Source organism: Halodesulfovibrio marinisediminis DSM 17456 (assembly GCF_900129975.1).
Lineage (GTDB): Bacteria > Desulfobacterota > Desulfovibrionia > Desulfovibrionales > Desulfovibrionaceae > Halodesulfovibrio > Halodesulfovibrio marinisediminis.
In genome coordinates this window covers 192,047-210,112 of record NZ_FSRG01000003.1, presented here as the reverse complement: position 1 = coordinate 210,112, position 18,066 = coordinate 192,047, and the positions used below count along the sequence as shown (strand labels likewise).

Sequence of the window (18,066 nt, the reverse complement as noted above, 5' to 3'; positions counted from 1 at the left end):
TCAAATATATCTGGATAAATTGATATGCAAATAATCACATCACCTGCTGAACTACAAAAAATTTGTCTCCAATGGCGCTGTGAAGGCGTCAAGGTTGGTCTTGTTCCAACCATGGGCTACTTCCACGAAGGCCATAAAAACCTTATGAAAATTGCCCGTGAGAAGTCTGACAAGCTAATTGTCAGTCTCTTTGTAAACCCTACACAGTTCGGAGCTAACGAAGACCTTGATGCTTACCCGAGCGATCACGAAGGCGATGCAAACGACGCCCGTGCATTGGGTGCAGATATTCTTTTTATCCCTAAAAAGGGAAGCATGTATGCTGAAGATCATGCAACCTGGGTAGAGGTTCCACAGCTTGCCAAGGGACTGTGTTCTGTTACCCGTCCTACACACTTCAGGGGCGTATCAACCGTAGTTACAAAACTGCTGATACTCACCCTGCCGGAATATGCTGTGTTCGGCGAAAAAGATTGGCAACAGCTTGCAATTATCCGCCGTCTCACACGCGACTTGAACCTTCCGACCACCATTATTAATGGTCCGCTCATTCGTGAAGAAGACGGCCTTGCCATGAGCTCCCGAAACGCATACCTCACACAGGAGGAACGGGCACAAGCCAAGCATCTTAATGCTGGTATCCAAGCCGGCGCTGAGGCTTTTAAACAAGGTGAACGTGATGTTGAAAAGCTTAAGGCTGTCATCCGTAGCTACTGGAAAGAGCACCTGCCACTAGGAAAAGAAGATTATTTAGAATTTATTGATCCGGATTCGATTGAACCGGTCACAACAATTACCGATAAAGCACGGTGTGCCGTAGCCGTGTATGTTGGAAAAGCAAGACTGTTAGACAACTGGCCATTCTACCTGTAAATGGAGAACGCATGACTGCAACGCCGGAAAAACGAACACCTTGGCAGAAAATAAAACACTTTTTACGTGGTAACCTTATTGCCGGTTTTCTTTTTCTTGCGCCTATAGTCGTAACAGTCTTCATCCTGCGAACCCTGCTACGATGGGCAGATAACGCATGGAAATGGGTTCCGGACCCCATGAGACTTCCTGAACATATAGGAATTCCCGAAACCGGAACCGGCATCATACTTGTGTTTATCATTTTGCTGACTACCGGCTTACTGGTCCGCAACTATGTGGGTAAAGCTATCGCACGAGCTATTGAAAAGGCGATCCTTAAGTTACCGGGAATAAACCGGTTTTATGCTGCTACAAATCAACTTTTCATTAGCGTCTTTAAAAGTCCTGCAAAAGAGTTTAAGCAAGTTGTTCTTATTGAATACCCACGCCCGGGCTTGTATGCCCTAGCGTTTGTTACCGGTGTCGCTGTCGGTGAGATTCAACGGAAGACAAAGGAAAATGTGCTGAACATCTTTGTTCCCACAACACCAAACCCTACTTCCGGTTTTTATCTAATGGTTCCTGTAGAGGACACTATCAAACTTGATCTCTCCGTCGAAGACGCTTTTAAAATTCTCATCTCAGGCGGCATACTTAATCCTGAATCGCCAGAGTTGAAAGATAACAAAAATTTAATCACAAACACATCATCTGAATAGAGGAGCTTCCATAATGATGATCAACAACAAAGGTAAATACCTCTTTACCTCTGAGTCTGTGACTGAAGGCCACCCTGATAAAGTTGCTGACGCAATTTCTGATGCTATTCTTGACGCTATCATGGCTCAGGACCCTGAATGTCGTGTTGCTTGTGAAACTCTCGTTACCACCGGTATGGCTGTAATTGCTGGCGAAATCAGCACCACTGGCTACGCAGACTTCCCTTCCATCGTTCGCGACACTATCCGCGAAATCGGCTACACAAGCTCTGACATGGGCTTTGACGCTGATACCTGTGCAGTTCTCTCCTCTATTGATAAACAGTCTCCAGACATCGCACAGGGTGTTGACCAGACAACTCCAGAAGAGCAGGGCGCAGGTGACCAGGGCATGATGTTTGGTTACGCATGTAACGAAACTCCTACCCTTATGCCAGCTCCTATCTACTGGTCCCATAAACTTTCCGAGCGTCTCACCGCTGCCCGTAAAAACAACGACCTCGACTTCCTCCGCCCTGACGGCAAGACTGAAGTTTCTTTTGAATACATCGACGGCAAACCAACCCGTATCGACACTGTTGTTATTTCCGCCCAGCACAACGACGGCGTATCTCAGTCCGATATCGTTGATGGTATCCGCGAAGAAGTTATCAAAAAGACTCTTCCTGAAGAGCTCATCGACAGCGCTACTCGTATCTTCATCAACACCACTGGTCGTTTCGTAATCGGCGGCCCTATGGGTGACTGCGGTCTTACCGGTCGTAAAATCATTCAGGATACCTACGGCGGCATGGGTCACCACGGCGGTGGCGCATTCTCCGGTAAAGACCCTTCCAAAGTGGACCGTTCTGCTGCTTACATGGGTCGTTACATCGCTAAAAACGTTGTTGCTGCTGGCCTCGCACCAACTTGTGAAGTTCAGATTGCATACGTTATCGGCGTTGCTGAACCTGTATCCGTTCTGGCTACTTCTTTCGGTACTTCTGAAATTCCAGATGAAATCCTCACTAAAGCTGTTAAGGAAGTATTTGACCTTCGCCCTTACGGCATCTCCAAGACTCTTGACCTCAAACGTCCTATCTACAAAAAGTCAGCATGCTACGGCCACTTTGGTCGTGAACTTCCTGAATTCGCTTGGGAAGCAACCGACGCGGTTGAAGCACTTCGCACTGCTGCGAAAATCTAGTGCTAGCTATATTAAAATAAAAAAAGGGTGGAGCCAAAAGCTCCACCCTTTTTTTATTTTAACACACCCTCAATGAAGGCAATAGAAATTGATATCCACAAGGACTCACGCTACAGTACCGATATGCGTAAATATCATGGCTATATGTTCCGTACCGTAGCAGCTTTTTTTGTACTTCTAGCTAGTTGTGCGATTATTTTCCCAACAGCTGCGACTGCCAAAGGAAAATTACGCATCGTGTACGAACTTCCTGAACCGGAAGATGTCGCTGCGGCACGTATGATTCACCAATCTGAAGTTGCCGAAGAAGTTGCCCAGATTGTGGAAGAGTGGAATCTACTTTCGCAAGACGTAGTCTTACGCTTCGGCACGCAAATCGGCCCGCACTTTACCGTACTGCACAACGGAAAACTGGAAATTCAAATTCCCTATGAATTTTTCAGCAACACAAGAGACCTTTTTACTTCCAAAAAATATATTGACCAAAAAGATCCCATTACATCTGCATTAAACACACTACATCACGCCATATACCATGAATTAGGACATGCCGTAATATATTCTCAATCAACAGGAATTGCAGAAAAAATGGAAGAAAGAGCCGTAGACAATCTCTCGGCTATCCTTCTTATCAGCGCATACGAAAATGGCGCAGACATAGCAGCAAGTGCAGCCAAGGCATTTCAACTACTTGCAACTGAGTCTGAATCCACCCTCAATACAAAAAATGACATCCGTCGCGTTCAAGAAATTAATTGCCTTATCTACGGCAATAATCCAAACAAGTACAAAGAGCTACTCGCCGACTTACCTGTAAACAGTGACGCCATCTGTCCGCCACGTTTTCGCAAGTACCACAAGCAGTGGGAACAAATTTTCAACATTCCATTGCCAGATTAAGATTTATCCGTACGACTGCGTAAACCTTTTTTAGGGCAAAACTCTTCCATTTCGCAAACATCACATTGTGGGCTTCGGGCAATACATACATCACGCCCGAAAGAAACCAGCATATGATTTACAAAGCCCCACTCTTCCCTTGGAAATAACGGAAGCAAGTCTTTTTCTACAATGGTCGGATTAGTTTCTTTTGTTAACCCAAGACGAAAAACTATACGCTTTACATGGGTATCAATCGCAATCCCTTCGTTGATGCCATACCCATTCCACAAAACAACGTTTGCAGTTTTTCTTGCAGCCCCTGCAAGCGTGGTGAGCTCTTTAGAAGTTTTTGGAATTTCTCCGTTATACACCTCCACAACTCTCTTTGCAGCAGCAACAATATTCTTTGCCTTATTGCGGTAAAAGCCAGTGGAACGTACAACCTCTTCTACGTCCTGAACCTCTGCTTCCGCCAGTTCATAAGGGGTTGGCCAACGCTCAAACAACATCGGTGTAACTTTATTCACCCGCTCATCAGTACATTGGGCTGACAAAACCGTAGCTACAAAGAGTTCCCAAACTGTTGTGAAGTGTAGGTGGGTAGTTTTAGTTGGATATCGCTTATGTAATCGCGCCAGCATTTCAAGCGCTCTTTCTTTTTTACGCATTTCATCTCCGCAAAAGCCATCGGCTATCATTATCTTTTCAACATAACGGCGTAAAATAACCACTCAACAGCTTATGCAATTCTCGTTATACTTTTTGACAGTTTTGCAGCAGAAAGCTGCTTTGGCAAGTTGTGATCTCTGCAAGTCGAAGGTTCACAATACTTGCCAGCATTTTTTCCAGTTACAGCACGCTGAACAATTGCCCTCATCCATGACTTTTTGTACTGTCGCGCTGTTGCTCAACGCACTTCAACAAAAACGGAGATATCATGTCTTTTCTCGTGTATATGACGGCTCCCACTCCTGAAGAAGCACGGTCTATCGGCAAGGAACTTGTCTCACAAAACCTCGCCGCATGTATCAACATTTTTCCCAACGTGGAGTCAATCTACACTTGGGAAAACGAAGTGCAATCAGCACATGAAGTAGTTTTGATTGCAAAGACCTCGGAAGATAAGGTAACCGCGCTCACCAAACGAGTACGAGAACTCCATAGCTACGACGTCCCATGTATATTGTCTGTACCAATCACGGGCGGAAATCCTGATTTTTTGTCCTGGATTGAACACGAAACCCGCTAGGAGCATTAATCCAATGGCAACTTATGTATTCGGCTCTATCGCCTATGACCGCATTATGAACTTCGACGGCAAATTTGCTGACCACATTCTCCCTGACAAAATTCACATGCTCAACGTGTGCTTCTTCATCGAACGTCTGGAAGAAAAACTTGGCGGTACCGCAGGAAACATTGCCCATTCTCTCGCAATGCTCGGCGAAAAACCAACCGTTCTTTCCACCGTTGGTAAGGATTTTGACCGTTACAAAAAAGTGATGGAAGAACAGAATCTGCCACTCGACGGCATCCGCGTTGTGGACGACCTCTTTACTGCAAGTGCTCATATTACAACAGACCAGAGCGATAACCAAATCACCGGTTTCCATCCCGGTGCAATGATTCACCCATGTAACTACGAGTTCCCGACCCTTTCTAAGGAAAATGACATTGCGATCATTGCACCGGGCAACAAAGATGACATGATGAATCTGCCTAAGTACTTCCGAGAAAAAGGCATTCGCTACATTTTTGATCCGGGCCAGCAGATCACCATCTTCTCCGGTGAGGAAATGCTTGAGTGCATCGAAGGAGCATACATGCTCGTATCTAATGACTACGAACTTGAGCTCATCAAAAACGCTACCGGTCTCTCAAAAGAAAAACTTCTCAAGAAATGTGACTACATCATCACCACTCTTGCTGAAAACGGCTCCCGTATCGACAACGGCAGCCCAGTAGAAGTTGGTATTGCAAAACCTACTAAAGTAGTAGACCCAACCGGTTGTGGCGATGCATTCCGAGCAGGTCTCCTCAAAGGTATCATCAACGGTAAGTCCGTAGAAGAAGCTGCAAAACTCGGTGCTGTGAGTGCAAGTTTCTGTGTAGAACACTACGGAACCCGTGAACACACCTTCACACAGGAAGAATTTGACGCTCGCTATGCTGAGGCATTCGGCGCTTAAGCTCATATAATGTAGTCGCCGATTTCTCATATTTCGGACGGCTCAGATAATTTTTTGAAAAAGCACACTCATAACCGTTTGCTTTCTCATTTTTTTAAGAGGATGCGACTAACCAAGTCGCATCCTCTTTTTTTTACAGCGAAGTAAGCACCAGTTATGGAGCTAGGTTAAACGATCAAATGTTATACTATAAGGCTTGTTTCCACGGCTGACTCCAACCAGCCAACACGTCACGGCGAAACCACCTAACTATTCAGCAAAAGAATAATTCGCAGAACAGTGCAACAATGACAGGAAATACATATACATTGACGATACAAACTTTTCCTGTGCAAATAATGTTAGTTACCCAGTGAATTATAATTTAAACTTAGCGCTAAACTACTCATATCACACAACATCCAACATAAGGAGATACCATGGCGAGTTTTTTCCGAGCTAATGAAATAGCCAAGTTTGCAGTGGAAATAGAAAAGAAAGGCCGAGAATTTTATCTACGTTTGGAAAAGGCCGCCCAGACTCCTGAGACTTGCGAACTTTTCCATTACTTAGCAGTTGAGGAAACGAAGCACCAAAAAATTTTCCAATCCCTTCAAGACAGACTTGGGGAAATTGAACTTCCTGCATGGGCTACTAACGAAGAGTACGGTTCTTACATTCAAGGACTGATAGAATCCCACGCTCTTTTCTCCGACCAAGCAGTTGAAAGACGTATGGCTGCCATGGAAGACGAAAAAGAGGCCATAAGAATGGCAATGAGCTTTGAAAAGGACAGCATCCTATTTTTCGTTGAAATGGAATCCTTTGTGCCGGACTCTGAAAAAGAAGCTGTTCGGGAATGCATTCAAGAAGAAAGGCTCCATCTAATCAGATTACAAAACATGTACACAAAGCTATAGCCGCCCCCGTGATTACGACTTTTCTTTCTAACATCGAAAGATAATAAAACTGTTCCCGCCCGCAGGCTGACGGAACAAACTACATTCTTTGGGACCCGCAAAAAAAGGCTTAGAAGCTTTTCCTTCTAAGCCTTTTCCATTAAATCAAAAACTAATATTCGAAACTAGCTATCCTCTGGCTCATAGCCAGCTTCTTTAATCATCTCTTCAATGAGGTCAGGGTCAACACACTCTGTTGGGCCATAGGTTACTTCACCTGTAGCATAGTTCACGTTCACTACTTCAATTCCATCAACAGTTTTTACAACTTCAGAAATAGTAGCAGCACAATCAGGTCCCTTCATTCCGGATACTTTTAATGTTGCCATAATGTTCTCCTCCAACTTGCGTAATGTGATTGGTGAAACAAATAGTCATTAGCAGGTAGCACCCTGTGTTGCTCTAGAATCACCAGTTTTAGTGCAGATACCCTACTGAAAATAAAGAAATATACACGTTCAACGTATCGCCTATTTCCTACTATGCCAATAGGAAATACCACTTACTTCACTTGCACCCACTACTGTTATACCGTATTGATACTCACCGCATTCACGCGGTAACGATACTTTTTACGGAGAGCTGTCATGAACGATATGCTGGCACTTGATTTTTCCAATACCGGATATATTTACATGTTTATTATCTGGTCTATTGCAGGAATCATCGGCGCAGCCCTTGCTCACAAAAAAGGACGCAACCCTTTTTTCTGGGGAATTTTGTGCCTAATAATTCCTATGGCGCTTTTTGCCATTGGCGGAATGCGTGCACCTGGCGAACCGGTACCGGAAATGTTCCGCAAAGATAACAATACAGACTCTCCTCAGTAGAACACTCCCCGCCTGCACCTGCAGGCGATAATGAGATATTTTTATGATTGAACGTAAATTTCATATAATGACGTTTGGCTGTCAAATGAACGTCAATGACTCTGACTGGCTGAAACGTACCCTTGAATCCAGAGGCTTTACGGAATGCGAAAATCCGGAAGATGCTTCTGTCTTCATCGTAAACACATGCTCTGTTCGAGAAAAGCCTGAGCAGAAAGTATACAGCCTTCTTGGGCGTATCAATGTTATGACCAAAGGTCGCGAAGACATTATCGTCGCAGTTGGCGGTTGTGTTGCGCAACAAGTAGGCCGTGGATTCTTTAAACGGTTCAAACAGGTACGCCTTGTTTTTGGTACTGATGGACTTTCTTCTGCTCCACAGGCTCTTGACCGTCTTGTAGAAGACCCGTCCCTGCGCATGAGCCTGCTTGATTTCTCTGAAGAGTATCCAGATCGCGACGGAAACTGGGAAGATTCTGAGACAGCCCCAGTTTCCAGCTTCGTTAACATCATGACCGGCTGCGACAACTTCTGTGCGTACTGCATTGTTCCGTACACTCGTGGGCGCCAGAAATCCCGTCCGACACAGGCTATCATTGATGAGTGTAAAACGTTGCTCGCCCGCGGCACCAAAGAAATCACCCTGCTCGGCCAGAACGTGAACTCCTTTGGACAAGACAGCCATGGAGACGGTACTTCTTTCACTGAACTGCTGTACAAAATTGCAGAGCTGGACGGTCTCAAGCGTCTACGCTTTGTCACATCACATCCTAAAGATATTGCCGATGAAGTTATCAAGGCATTCGGTGAACTCGATGTTCTCTGTCCACGCCTTCACCTGCCGCTTCAGTCCGGCTCCGATGCCATTTTGAAAAAAATGGGGCGCAAGTACGATGTGAAAAAGTACCTCACTATTGTTGATAAGCTGAAAGCTGTCCGTCCTGACATCCAGTTAACCACTGATATGATCATCGGCTTCCCTGGTGAGACTGAAGAAGACTTCCTTGAAACCATGCGTGTTGCTAAAATTGCAGACTACGCCCAGAGCTTCTCTTTCAACTACTCCGACCGTCCAGGTACAAAAGCAGAAATGCTTCCAAATAAAGTAGACAAGAAGGTCATGCAGGACCGTCTTGCACGCTATCAAGCATGGCAGACTGATAATACTGAACGCATCCTGCAATCTATGGTAGGTAAAAAACTGGACATTCTTTTCGAAGGAGTCAGCAGGCGTCCCGGAACCGAGGGCGTGTCATGGCAAGGTCGGGATGTATATGGTCAGTTGGTGATCGTTACACTGCCAGCAGGTGAGGATGTTACAGGAAAAATTCTTCCAGTAACTGTTACCAAAGCCACAAGACACACTCTCATTGCTGAAAAGGCAGGAGACACATGGTAAGAATGGAAGTCGCCGGACTTTCGCTGGATAAGAAAACTCGAGCTCCCATACTCATGCTGAAAGATCCAGCAGGCGAAAAAATGCTGAATATCTGGATCGGTGCAATGGAGGCCATGGCTATTTCCATCTTCCTGAACCAGGTAGATGTTCCACGCCCCCTGACGCATGACCTAATGCTCAAGAGCATAGAAGAACTAGGTGCCCAATTATTGGGAGTAGATATTATTCGCGTTGAAAATGGAACTTATTTTGCGGAACTGGATGTCGACATGGATGGCAAACGCAGCCGTATAGACTGCAGACCATCCGACGGTGTTGCACTAGCTTTACGCGCCGGTATCCCAATTCTGGTATCGCAGTCTGTTCTGGATGCGGTTGGCACTGGACCAGATAATTCTCCACAACCGAATGATCTTGCAACAGATGGTGCAGCGCAGATGATGCGCTCTGCCCAGAACGACCGGCAGTCACAAAACGACTCAAGACGCATTGCACAGGCGGCAGAACAAAAAAGAGATGATGACTCTCTAGCCGACCTGCTCAAAAAAATGCAGCCGGATACAAAATACAAAATGTAAGAAAAAGCGCTCTACACAGTAGAGCGTTTTTTTTATGCATAATTTCTATTTACCTTTTCTAACCATAGGATGATACTTCCCTTTTACCACTTTTCTATGCCTCGTTGCCTCCTTTGCCACCTGTGCATCATACTTCTCATAGCTCTGGATACTTGCAATGAACTATCATCCCAAAAGACTCTCGACATCTACGCACATTCAATCATCAGGAGGAATTATGCTCCGCTATTGGTTGTTCCTGTTAGCCGCAATAATAAGTGAAATTGCAGGGACAACATCGCTTAAAGCCTTTGATGACATCCACTCCGGACGGATAGGTATGGTTGCCACCAGTTTATTTATCGCACTGTCCTACTACCTGCTGTCAAAGGCCGTAATACGAATTCCTCTTGGCATTGCCTATACTTGCTGGGAAGGCGTAGGCTTGGCTCTTGTTGCCATGACAAGCTTTTTCCTGTTCAACGAGCCTATGCCACCACTAAAGATTATCGGTATCGCCTGCGTAATGGCAGGACTTATTTGGTTGCATCACGCTATAAGGTACTCCAATGATTAATGCCTTACTCTGGATTCTCAGCTCCATAGGATTAGACATTGCCGCCAACTGGGCTATTAAACGCTCCAAAGGCTTTTCCATAAAACGCTGGGGCATACTTTCCATTCTGCTTGTAATCGGTGCATTTTTAATGCTTAAGCCAGCGTTGTCGTATTTCCATCTTTCTGTTGCATACGCACTATGGGGAGTAGGTGGCATTGCGGGTAGCTTTATTGTTGATCGAGTCATTTTTCATGTGCATCTCAGTCCACGCATAATTCCACCGATCCTGCTTATGATTCTCGGAATCATACTTATTAACGTCACCACACCACCAGTGCACTAAAAAACGCATCGACAAACAAAGTAGCAAGACATTGTTTTTAATTGAAAAAAGCTTATATACCCTTTCGCTACTGTTTATGGTATGACGCCACAGACATTTTGATTATAGATATAACAGGTGACACACATGAGTAGACCAGATTCCCCAGCAATCACCACTCTTAAAAACATGGCTGCGCTTTTCAACGGCAGATCGATGTCAGACGGCGCCCGCGTCTGGCGTATAGCGCCACATATTTCAGATGCATTCATTGAAAAGCTCAAAGCAGCATGGGCGGAAGTTCGCACAAATGCACTTCCTGATGAATTCCATTCAAAAAACAAAAAGCGTGAAGCGCTTAACGATATTTCATTTACAGTCGACGACATTGAGATTTTTCCCAAAATTTACACCCGTAACGACTACAAGCACACCCTGCTGCATAGTTTCTTCTTTTCTGAAGCACGACGTAATTTCAGCACAATGTGCTACCTGATGCAGAACAATATGCCGACAACAGAGCCACTCGCCCTGCTTTCCGGTGACAGACTCCATCCAGGAACAGAAACCGTTTTGTTTACTCGTAAGCTCAGGGACACGGATATCTACTTCTACGACTTCCGTGACATGCTGCACGATTTCACTCAGGAAAAGCGTAATGCCTTCTTCATCCTCTTTGGGAAAAAAATGGCAGAGCTTCATAACCTCGGAATCTACACAGAAGACACAGACAAAAACATTTCTGTGCGCCCTAATGGCGATACATATGATCTACACTTTTATGACTTCGACAACTTCTACCCATGGCGTTTTGTAAACCTAAAACGCGCTAAGCACGCAGTGCTGCACAGCCTTTTCTGTACACACTACGATGCTAATTTAGAAGAATCTGAAATTTTTCTTGAATCATACCTGACAGTTCTTCAACGTCCCGATCTAAAAGAAACCCTGCTCACCGCTATTAAAGAAAAAATAGCCGCTGGTGGTTCTAGACAAAAATAAAAAAGGTGAGTGGCAAATGCCACTCACCTTTTTCTTACTTTAGTATCAAATGAGCACGACCTCTTCAGCCATCCCCAAAATTCTTATCTCATTCCTATGGCATAAACCACTTTTCGAGACGAACTTCGAAGTACTTCTGCGGATGATCACAGGCAGGGCAAACTTCCGGAGCTGTTAAGCCTTCGTGAACAAAACCACAGTTAATGCAACGCCAAACAACAGGCTTTGCTTTTTTAAATACGTCACCATTTTCAATGGTATTCATCAGCTCAAGATAACGATGTTCATGATGCTTCTCTGCTGTTGCGATGGAGCGCATTGCAGCGGCAACCACCGGAAAACATTCCTGTTCAGCAATTTCTGCAAACTCAGGATACATTTCCATATACTCATGACGTTCACCAGCAGCGGACTCTTTCAGGTTGGTAATGGTGTCACCAATAATCCCTGCCGGAAATGCTGCTGTAATTTGAGCTTCGCCACCTTCTAAGAATTTGAACAAACGCTTAGCATGAGCTTTTTCCTGCATAGCTGTTTCTTCAAAAATTTTAGAGACCTGAACATAGCCTTCTTTATTTGCAACCCCTGCAAAGTAGTCGTAACGGTTACGAGCCTGAGACTCACCAGCAAACGCTGTTAAGATGTTCTTCTCTGTTTTTGTTCCCTTAAGCTTGCTCATCCACGAACTCCTTTTATAATTAAGAATAATTATTATTAATGTTTTGAATTTACTATACTCATACAACACCTAAGTGCAAGATAATTTTACTAAAATTATAAATACTTGAGAAACCAAACTTTATATCTAAAATATTGTCTTTAGCTGCATCACAGCGCTGCATAATATCTGCCCTGCTCGTTATGGACAAAGCACCTAACCAACCAGTATACAATAATGTGTTGCGCTTGCTGCATACAGTACTCTTTTCGCAACCGCATTCAACCTACAGGATATTATATAATGATTGACCTTCACGTTCATACTTCTCTTAGCACTGGAATGCAGACACCTGCAGCTGCTATGCGATTTGCTAAAGCAGCAGGTTATCGTGCCATTGCTTTCACAGAACATGTGGATGCCACCAATATGCAATGGGTGCTGGAAAGCCTTCTTCCAATGATCCGCAACTATTCTCTCTATTCCGGCATTGATCTCTACGCCGGGGTGGAACTTACACATATCCCTCCGCAACTTATTCCAGATTCGATTGCAGAAGCTCGAGATATAGGAGCACAGATCGTATGTGTACACGGACAAACTATAGCCGATATTGTGGATGAAGGGACAAACCTTGCTGCAATTGAAGGCGGTGCAGACTATCTTGCCCACCCTGGTCTTATTACAGAACAGGAAGCTACGCTCGCTGCAGAAAAGAACGTGTATCTTGAAATCACAGCACGAGCAGAACATGCACTGACAAACGGTCACGTTGCCCAATTAGCAAAGCTTACAGGAGCTCCGCTAATTCTTAATAACGGTGGATACAAGGGATATGACTTTATCAATAAAGACAGACGGCGCGCCATTGCTCTTGGTGCGGGGATGTCTAAAGATCAATATCAACAGACAGAAAACAATTCACGCATGATCGTTTCAAAAATGATGATGCGGTAACTACAGGCCAGCACCTTTTGATTTCAGGAGTTTTTATGAATTCTGCTCAAACATTTCTTATCTCTACCTTGATATTTCTACTTGCACTTTCGGCCACTCCTGTCTTTGCGGGACAATCACGATCAGCAAACGAAAAAAAGACACAAGCTTTTTATGAGACTATCCGTTCTAACCCACTTACCCTTCGAGGCTTTGTTTCCGGCATGCCCAAAGGCGGTGACTTACGTGTTCGATTAAGAGAATCTATCTACCCAGAAGACTATTTGCAGCTTGCTCAAAAAGAAAACTACTGTATCACTCTTCCAACCTATTACGCGGTACCACCATTAAGGGGGGTCTGCCCTCCGGGAACCGCTTCTGCGAAAAAGTTTTTTGAGTCTGAAGAAAATTACCTGACTGCCATTAACAGACTCTCTACTGCTTCATTTAATTCAAAACAAAATTTTTTTTCCCTCGATAATATCACCCCTGATCAGTTTGGTTTTCTGCTTGGTGCTGTTGTTGAAAATGCAGTCTACCAGCACCTTGATTATCTTGAAGTACTGATGCCTTGGTTCCCGCCCAAGCTTAAAAAAAGAGCAGCCAATACAGACTGGAAAGGCACAACAAAACAAATGTATGCGGCACTTTCTCCAATTGCAGCTATGGAATCTATAGAAAAAGAAAAAGCCCGCTTTAATTCACTCATGGCAGGAACCCAAAACTACCTGCCGACACAACAAGATAAATCAGTCTTAGTTCGCATGATTGCCAGCGTAGACCGTACACAGCCTCCGTCTGTAGTTTTTACTCAGCTCATTTATGCATTTAAAACTGTCGTGGCAGATCCTCATTTCGTCGGCGTTGCACTTACTGGAGACGAGGATCACCCTATTGCTCTGCGTGACTACGCACTGCAAATTGAAATGCTGAACTTCCTGAAGAACATGAAAGAATTTTCAAACGTTGAGACTATCATCACAGCAGGCTACCTTGATTTTGGTAGGGTTCAACCAACACAGTTTAAAAACCGAATCCGCATGGCTGTAACCAAAGGTAATGCAACACGCATCAGCCACGGTTCTGCTATTATGTATGAAAACAACCCGTTTGAATTATTGAAGACACTCTCTGAACAAAAAATCCCTGTTGAAATTGCTCTCACAAGTGAAGAAACAGTGCGCTCAATATCAGCAACTGATAATCCGTTCCCTGTTCTAAACCAATACAATGTTCCTGTAGTAGTTGTGACCGAAAGTGGTGGATTAACACGTATTGATATTACTAACGAATACACTCGTGCAGCTCATGACTACAACCTTTCCTACACCGACCTTAAGACACTGATCCGTAACAGCCTTGAATACAGTCTGCTTCCAGGGAAAAGCCTCTGGAAAAATACAACCCCTTACATAATGGGGGACGAGTGTAGCGATTCCCTGACGAACAAGGAAACGGGAATCTGCCAAAAACTACTTACTGAAAGTCCAAAAGCTCGTATGCAATGGGATCTTGAAACTGAATTTGTCGAGTTTGAACGCAAATTCAGCTCTCAATAACCTCCTCACACTATTCATAAAAGGCCGTATCAATTTATACGGCCTTTTTTTATTTTCTTCCCATCATCGTAAAATAATTTTTTCTTTGCATTTCAAGCATCTTCGTTGACTTTGAGCCATTTCTAATTGTACAAAAAGAAAAATCTAATACGAGTATAACACATAACCACTCCCGTTTTTTAAAGATTTCTCTTTGCATACCGATAGCTGTAGTAAGACAACTTTCAACTTGCATAAGAGGCAGTTAATGCTCGACTACTCGAAATTCAAAGAAGTTCATGAACTTTATTTGAAAGGAAAAAACCGCGAAGCCAAAAATCTTCTGAAGGAACTTCAGTCTAAGTATATTTCGCTTTGCGATCAGGTATCCTCGCTCAAGATTCAGGTAAAAGAATATGACGATATCCTTCATTTTTCTGAAAACCTGATTTTTGACGGTAACTACTATTGGCTGAAGGCTGGCAGTGTTCGACACGGTCCGTTCTGCCCAGAGTGTTGCAAAGAAGAAGGAATGCTCGTGAGACTGCCGCATGGCAATACAAAAAAAATATGCTGGCGTTGCGGCAAGCAATACAATCCACAGCAAATTCACCAAGTACAGCCTAACGAAAGAAAAATGGGCAAGGTAATTCCCCTACATGCCCACGTCATTTCCGGCAACATCGACGATTCCACGACTGAAAAACAGGCGATACACGACTAATTTCTTCAGTTCTTTTCCCCAGCATAGAACATTGAAAACTACTTAGGTATGTACACCATAGAGGCGTTACATGAGCACACCCAAAAAACCTGAACATGCACTCATCATCAACGGAAACAGTGCTGAGGCAGCATTAGATAGAAAAATGCTCTTCCGCATTGGAATCCGCAGTGCACTGATTGTAGATTCTGTCTCTGGAACGTTCCGTTCGTTATCCAAGGCACAATCAGGTGAAATTGAATCATTCGACCTGATAATCTGCGGTGCTCAGATGAAAGATGGCGATGCTCAGTACTTAATAGATAAGCTCAAAAGTATCAGAGCTCAAATAGCTATTCCTGTTCTCGCAGTTGCAACTTCCCCGACAAAAGATTTTGTGATGCGCACCTTGACTCTGGGGTACTCATCCTTTTTAGCCCGCCCGTACACGATGGACGGACTTGTACAACAGGTAATCCATGCAGTGCGTAACACTTACGGTGCAGCAATCCCTGCGGCTTCACAACCGAGTGGCGACGCAAAAGCAGCACAAAATCCTCTTGAGCCGGAACCGGACACAGCGGAAACTCTTTGCGAACGCGGCAAAAAACTGCTGAAGAACCATCATTGGGATAGTGCTCTTGAGACTTTCTCGCAGGCTATTGCTCTGAATCCACGACATGGTGCCGCCTATGTTGGACGCGCTAAGGCATGGAAAGGTAAACGAGATACTGAACAGTACGTGCAGGAACTTAATACAGCTGGTGATATTTTCATGGCGCAGCATGACTATGAAGGTGCTTCCAATGCGCTCAAGCCGCTCTATGATTCGTTTGAAAAAGAAAATCCTTTGTACACCACCGCAAAGTCTCTTCTTCAAGAAGGCGATTTTGAAAATGCCGCATCTGCTTATTTACACGGGGAGAAATTAAGCCCCGGTGTACATCTGCATCAACAAATTTCCCGAGCCTGTATGTTTACTAGAGCTCCACAACATGCTGCTAAAAATATATGTAAGAAAATTTACGAGCAGGGGCACGAAGAAAAAGCAAAGCTTTTATATAAGAGAATCGTAGGTGCTCCAGCCCGGCGGCATCCCTCGAGACCGAAAAAGGTAAAATGGCTGGACAGCTATCCCGCATTATCTGAAGTCGTCTCTGTCGCTAAGTATAGCTACCAAACATATCAGGCACTTCAGCACCCTTAACAGTGTTAGATATGACAACATTCAGTTCATAGCCTGTTTCTACCAATAGTTAGAAAGCAAGAAGCCCCGAAAGAACATCTTTCGGGGCTTCCTTACATATCAAATCTCAAAAGCAGCGCATTATCCCTGCTCAAGATCACGCAAATAGCGGAAAAGCAACTTGTACGATTTTAACGGCTTCTGCTTTTCGATCTCTTTTTTTGTATTGCGAATAAGTTGACGCAGCTTTTGAATGTCTACGTCGGGGTATGACTCCACAACAAAATTCAGTGCTTCCTTATCGTCCTGAATCAAACGCTCACGCAAACGCTCCAAGTGATGAAAATCAGCAGCCTGAGCAGCTTTGCCTTCCTGCACTTCTTCAATACGTGCTCTAATAGGCTCTATATCTATCTCGCGAAGAATTTTACCGATATACTGCATCTGTCGGCGCTTCGCTTCATGTTTAGTAATATTTTGCAGTTCTTCATATGCCTGCAATAAGTCATGCGGAAGATTAAAAGAACGAATCGCGGTGATAGGAAACGCAGCCAAATCTTCTCCAACTTTCTGGATAGCTGTGCTGCGGCGCTTCTTCTCAGACCGGCTTACATACTCTTCACTTTCTTCTACTTCCAATTCCTGTTCATGATCTGTAACCATCTTAGACCTCCAAGAGGTCTGCTTCTACCGCAGGGAGTAACATTCGTAAAGTCCCTGCATGGTCAAACTATCTTACCCGCGCGGAAAAAGCTTTTATCGGAAGTTCCACAGTGAACTCGGAAGCTCTACATAAAATTCGATGTCATGCCGAGGTAATTCAATAAGTAGCATTAACGTATCAGAAGGTTCCAGCCTAAAAACATTGTCAAACAAGCGGGATATAATTTCCTCTCGTGTCACTTTTGATTCACTGGCAACCTGATCTGCCGCTGAACGCACAACGGTTGTCGCCTCATGGTGCAAAAGAATCTGCTCTGGATCAACAGGAACGGCGATTTCCCCAAACCGCTCTGTTTGCAGTTTTTTTGCCAAGTAATATTGTCTCATAGTTAATTGCATACCATCTCCGCGCTTGAACAGCCTACCAATACATATTATACCCAATTACTATACAACATGGGCTACGGCGATTTCCTCAGTTTACAAACCTGTTGTTCAACTTAAATGACCACATTGACTCAGGCATCTGTGCAAACATTTCGATCTGTTGCTCAGGTAAAGATATTGCCACAACAAGCGGTCCGGCAGGCTCAATGTAGTATATATTATCATAAAGATGCTCTTGCAGAGTGTGCCTATGCAAACCCAATTTTTCAGCTAATGTTTCAGCACTCTTGAATAATGCATCTTTTCCGTTTTTGTTGAGTTTAATATCCTCAGAATCAATATGTATGGCACCGGTTGCGTTATATTCCATTTTTATTTTTTCAATAATGTCTAATCTTGTATTAGCTTGTTTCATGTGCTGCTCCTTATTCTACAATAATAGGACGTTGGCATCAGCATAATGCAACACAAAGAAGGCTCTAAAAAAATGCATTCTATCACATAGATCTCTTTGCTCTATGTAACTCACTTAGTCATCAACTACTATTTATCCACCA

23 protein-coding genes are annotated in these 18,066 nt (G+C 44.1%); 17 read left to right on the top strand and 6 right to left on the bottom strand.

Features of this window, described 5'->3' with window-relative positions; genetic code table 11:
- Positions 1-24: 24 nt before the first annotated feature.
- The 4 genes from panC (at position 25) to BUR09_RS01005 (ending at position 3,660) form a co-directional block, all read left to right on the top strand.
- Positions 25-873, top strand: a complete 849-nt coding sequence (gene panC / locus BUR09_RS01020) for a pantoate--beta-alanine ligase (RefSeq protein ID WP_074215113.1) — start codon at positions 25-27, stop codon at positions 871-873.
- A gap of 11 nt (positions 874-884) precedes the next feature.
- Positions 885-1,574 (top strand): DUF502 domain-containing protein, encoded by a 690-nt coding sequence (locus tag BUR09_RS01015; RefSeq protein ID WP_074215112.1) that lies wholly within the window; start codon positions 885-887, stop codon positions 1,572-1,574.
- A gap of 16 nt (positions 1,575-1,590) precedes the next feature.
- Positions 1,591-2,760, top strand: coding sequence for a methionine adenosyltransferase (gene metK, locus BUR09_RS01010; RefSeq protein ID WP_074215758.1), 1,170 nt, complete (start codon positions 1,591-1,593; stop codon positions 2,758-2,760).
- Between the two features lie 123 nt (positions 2,761-2,883).
- Entirely contained in the window at positions 2,884-3,660 is a 777-nt protein-coding gene (locus BUR09_RS01005; protein ID WP_175565965.1) for a DUF4344 domain-containing metallopeptidase, read from the top strand.
- On the opposite strand, the gene nth is transcribed toward BUR09_RS01005, so the two are convergent.
- Positions 3,657-4,310, bottom strand: coding sequence for an endonuclease III (nth, locus tag BUR09_RS01000; protein ID WP_074215110.1), 654 nt, complete (start codon positions 4,308-4,310; stop codon positions 3,657-3,659). The two genes, BUR09_RS01005 and nth, sit on opposite strands and share 4 nt — an antisense overlap.
- A 269-nt stretch (positions 4,311-4,579) precedes the next feature.
- On the opposite strand from nth, the gene cutA reads away from it, so the two are divergent.
- The 3 genes from cutA to BUR09_RS00985 all read left to right on the top strand — a co-directional run bounded on the left by cutA (position 4,580) and on the right by BUR09_RS00985 (position 6,730).
- Positions 4,580-4,891, top strand: coding sequence for a divalent-cation tolerance protein CutA (cutA, locus tag BUR09_RS00995; RefSeq protein ID WP_074215109.1), 312 nt, complete (start codon positions 4,580-4,582; stop codon positions 4,889-4,891).
- A 13-nt stretch (positions 4,892-4,904) separates the two neighbouring features.
- Positions 4,905-5,831 carry a carbohydrate kinase family protein gene (locus BUR09_RS00990; RefSeq protein ID WP_074215108.1) on the top strand — a complete coding sequence of 309 codons (927 nt, stop codon included), beginning with the start codon at positions 4,905-4,907 and terminating at the stop codon, positions 5,829-5,831.
- Between the two features lie 419 nt (positions 5,832-6,250).
- On the top strand, positions 6,251-6,730 hold the full coding sequence (locus tag BUR09_RS00985; RefSeq protein ID WP_074215107.1) for a ferritin-like domain-containing protein: 480 nt from the start codon (positions 6,251-6,253) through the stop codon (positions 6,728-6,730).
- Between the two features lie 164 nt (positions 6,731-6,894).
- Here the strand turns inward: BUR09_RS00985 and BUR09_RS00980 are convergent, their stop codons facing one another.
- Positions 6,895-7,098 carry a heavy-metal-associated domain-containing protein gene (locus BUR09_RS00980; protein WP_074215106.1) on the bottom strand — a complete coding sequence of 68 codons (204 nt, stop codon included), beginning with the start codon at positions 7,096-7,098 and terminating at the stop codon, positions 6,895-6,897.
- 258 nt (positions 7,099-7,356) lie between these two features.
- Between BUR09_RS00980 and BUR09_RS00975 the strand changes: the two genes are divergently transcribed.
- From BUR09_RS00975 to BUR09_RS00950, 6 genes are all read left to right on the top strand, one after another.
- Positions 7,357-7,599, top strand: a complete 243-nt coding sequence (locus BUR09_RS00975; protein ID WP_074215105.1) for a hypothetical protein — start codon at positions 7,357-7,359, stop codon at positions 7,597-7,599.
- 43 nt (positions 7,600-7,642) lie between these two features.
- Positions 7,643-8,998: a tRNA (N6-isopentenyl adenosine(37)-C2)-methylthiotransferase MiaB gene (gene miaB / locus BUR09_RS00970; RefSeq protein ID WP_074215104.1), complete on the top strand. Its 1,356-nt coding sequence runs from the start codon at positions 7,643-7,645 to the stop codon at positions 8,996-8,998.
- A complete protein-coding gene (locus BUR09_RS00965) occupies positions 8,992-9,576 on the top strand; it encodes a bifunctional nuclease family protein (protein ID WP_074215103.1) in 585 nt (194 codons plus the stop codon). The genes miaB and BUR09_RS00965 overlap by 7 nt, the downstream gene beginning before the upstream one ends.
- A gap of 217 nt (positions 9,577-9,793) precedes the next feature.
- On the top strand, positions 9,794-10,132 hold the full coding sequence (locus tag BUR09_RS00960) for a DMT family transporter (protein WP_074215102.1): 339 nt from the start codon (positions 9,794-9,796) through the stop codon (positions 10,130-10,132).
- Entirely contained in the window at positions 10,125-10,457 is a 333-nt protein-coding gene (locus BUR09_RS00955; protein ID WP_074215101.1) for an SMR family transporter, read from the top strand. The genes BUR09_RS00960 and BUR09_RS00955 overlap by 8 nt, the downstream gene beginning before the upstream one ends.
- A gap of 126 nt (positions 10,458-10,583) precedes the next feature.
- Positions 10,584-11,438, top strand: coding sequence for a hypothetical protein (locus tag BUR09_RS00950; RefSeq protein ID WP_074215100.1), 855 nt, complete (start codon positions 10,584-10,586; stop codon positions 11,436-11,438).
- Between the two features lie 94 nt (positions 11,439-11,532).
- On the opposite strand, the gene rbr is transcribed toward BUR09_RS00950, so the two are convergent.
- Complete coding sequence (gene rbr, locus BUR09_RS00945) at positions 11,533-12,117, bottom strand: rubrerythrin (RefSeq protein WP_074215099.1); 585 nt, start codon at positions 12,115-12,117, stop codon at positions 11,533-11,535.
- Positions 12,118-12,399: 282 nt separating this feature from the next.
- On the opposite strand from rbr, the gene BUR09_RS00940 reads away from it, so the two are divergent.
- From BUR09_RS00940 to BUR09_RS00925, 4 genes are all read left to right on the top strand, one after another.
- Positions 12,400-13,053, top strand: coding sequence for a histidinol phosphate phosphatase domain-containing protein (locus BUR09_RS00940; RefSeq protein WP_074215098.1), 654 nt, complete (start codon positions 12,400-12,402; stop codon positions 13,051-13,053).
- Positions 13,054-13,088: 35 nt separating this feature from the next.
- Complete coding sequence (locus tag BUR09_RS00935) at positions 13,089-14,591, top strand: amidohydrolase family protein (protein ID WP_074215097.1); 1,503 nt, start codon at positions 13,089-13,091, stop codon at positions 14,589-14,591.
- 247 nt (positions 14,592-14,838) lie between these two features.
- On the top strand, positions 14,839-15,294 hold the full coding sequence (locus BUR09_RS00930) for a hypothetical protein (protein WP_074215096.1): 456 nt from the start codon (positions 14,839-14,841) through the stop codon (positions 15,292-15,294).
- Positions 15,295-15,364: 70 nt separating this feature from the next.
- Positions 15,365-16,480, top strand: coding sequence for a tetratricopeptide repeat protein (locus BUR09_RS00925; protein WP_074215095.1), 1,116 nt, complete (start codon positions 15,365-15,367; stop codon positions 16,478-16,480).
- A 120-nt stretch (positions 16,481-16,600) separates the two neighbouring features.
- On the opposite strand, the gene yjgA is transcribed toward BUR09_RS00925, so the two are convergent.
- The 3 genes from yjgA to BUR09_RS00910 form a co-directional block, all read right to left on the bottom strand.
- Positions 16,601-17,122: a ribosome biogenesis factor YjgA gene (gene yjgA / locus BUR09_RS00920; protein WP_074215094.1), complete on the bottom strand. Its 522-nt coding sequence runs from the start codon at positions 17,120-17,122 to the stop codon at positions 16,601-16,603.
- 93 nt (positions 17,123-17,215) lie between these two features.
- Positions 17,216-17,521 (bottom strand): hypothetical protein, encoded by a 306-nt coding sequence (locus tag BUR09_RS00915; RefSeq protein WP_074215093.1) that lies wholly within the window; start codon positions 17,519-17,521, stop codon positions 17,216-17,218.
- Positions 17,522-17,597: 76 nt separating this feature from the next.
- Positions 17,598-17,924, bottom strand: coding sequence for a hypothetical protein (locus BUR09_RS00910; protein ID WP_074215092.1), 327 nt, complete (start codon positions 17,922-17,924; stop codon positions 17,598-17,600).
- Between the last annotated feature and the right edge of the window lie 142 nt (positions 17,925-18,066).

Coding starts and splice junctions, on each gene's coding strand:
- BUR09_RS00990 (WP_074215108.1), top strand. CDS start 4,905: ATGGCAACTTATGTATTCGGCTCTATCGCCTATGACCGCATTATGAAC.
- BUR09_RS00975 (WP_074215105.1), top strand. CDS start 7,357: ATGAACGATATGCTGGCACTTGATTTTTCCAATACCGGATATATTTAC.
- BUR09_RS01005 (WP_175565965.1), top strand. CDS start 2,884: ATGCGTAAATATCATGGCTATATGTTCCGTACCGTAGCAGCTTTTTTT.
- BUR09_RS00965 (WP_074215103.1), top strand. CDS start 8,992: ATGGTAAGAATGGAAGTCGCCGGACTTTCGCTGGATAAGAAAACTCGA.
- BUR09_RS00960 (WP_074215102.1), top strand. CDS start 9,794: ATGCTCCGCTATTGGTTGTTCCTGTTAGCCGCAATAATAAGTGAAATT.
- yjgA (WP_074215094.1), bottom strand. CDS start 17,122: ATGGTTACAGATCATGAACAGGAATTGGAAGTAGAAGAAAGTGAAGAG.
- BUR09_RS00930 (WP_074215096.1), top strand. CDS start 14,839: ATGCTCGACTACTCGAAATTCAAAGAAGTTCATGAACTTTATTTGAAA.
- BUR09_RS00940 (WP_074215098.1), top strand. CDS start 12,400: ATGATTGACCTTCACGTTCATACTTCTCTTAGCACTGGAATGCAGACA.
- cutA (WP_074215109.1), top strand. CDS start 4,580: ATGTCTTTTCTCGTGTATATGACGGCTCCCACTCCTGAAGAAGCACGG.
- BUR09_RS00925 (WP_074215095.1), top strand. CDS start 15,365: ATGAGCACACCCAAAAAACCTGAACATGCACTCATCATCAACGGAAAC.
- BUR09_RS00980 (WP_074215106.1), bottom strand. CDS start 7,098: ATGGCAACATTAAAAGTATCCGGAATGAAGGGACCTGATTGTGCTGCT.
- BUR09_RS00950 (WP_074215100.1), top strand. CDS start 10,584: ATGAGTAGACCAGATTCCCCAGCAATCACCACTCTTAAAAACATGGCT.
- BUR09_RS00915 (WP_074215093.1), bottom strand. CDS start 17,521: ATGCAATTAACTATGAGACAATATTACTTGGCAAAAAAACTGCAAACA.
- miaB (WP_074215104.1), top strand. CDS start 7,643: ATGATTGAACGTAAATTTCATATAATGACGTTTGGCTGTCAAATGAAC.
- metK (WP_074215758.1), top strand. CDS start 1,591: ATGATCAACAACAAAGGTAAATACCTCTTTACCTCTGAGTCTGTGACT.
- BUR09_RS00985 (WP_074215107.1), top strand. CDS start 6,251: ATGGCGAGTTTTTTCCGAGCTAATGAAATAGCCAAGTTTGCAGTGGAA.
- BUR09_RS00955 (WP_074215101.1), top strand. CDS start 10,125: ATGATTAATGCCTTACTCTGGATTCTCAGCTCCATAGGATTAGACATT.
- BUR09_RS00910 (WP_074215092.1), bottom strand. CDS start 17,924: ATGAAACAAGCTAATACAAGATTAGACATTATTGAAAAAATAAAAATG.
- rbr (WP_074215099.1), bottom strand. CDS start 12,117: ATGAGCAAGCTTAAGGGAACAAAAACAGAGAAGAACATCTTAACAGCG.
- BUR09_RS01015 (WP_074215112.1), top strand. CDS start 885: ATGACTGCAACGCCGGAAAAACGAACACCTTGGCAGAAAATAAAACAC.
- nth (WP_074215110.1), bottom strand. CDS start 4,310: ATGCGTAAAAAAGAAAGAGCGCTTGAAATGCTGGCGCGATTACATAAG.
- BUR09_RS00935 (WP_074215097.1), top strand. CDS start 13,089: ATGAATTCTGCTCAAACATTTCTTATCTCTACCTTGATATTTCTACTT.
- panC (WP_074215113.1), top strand. CDS start 25: ATGCAAATAATCACATCACCTGCTGAACTACAAAAAATTTGTCTCCAA.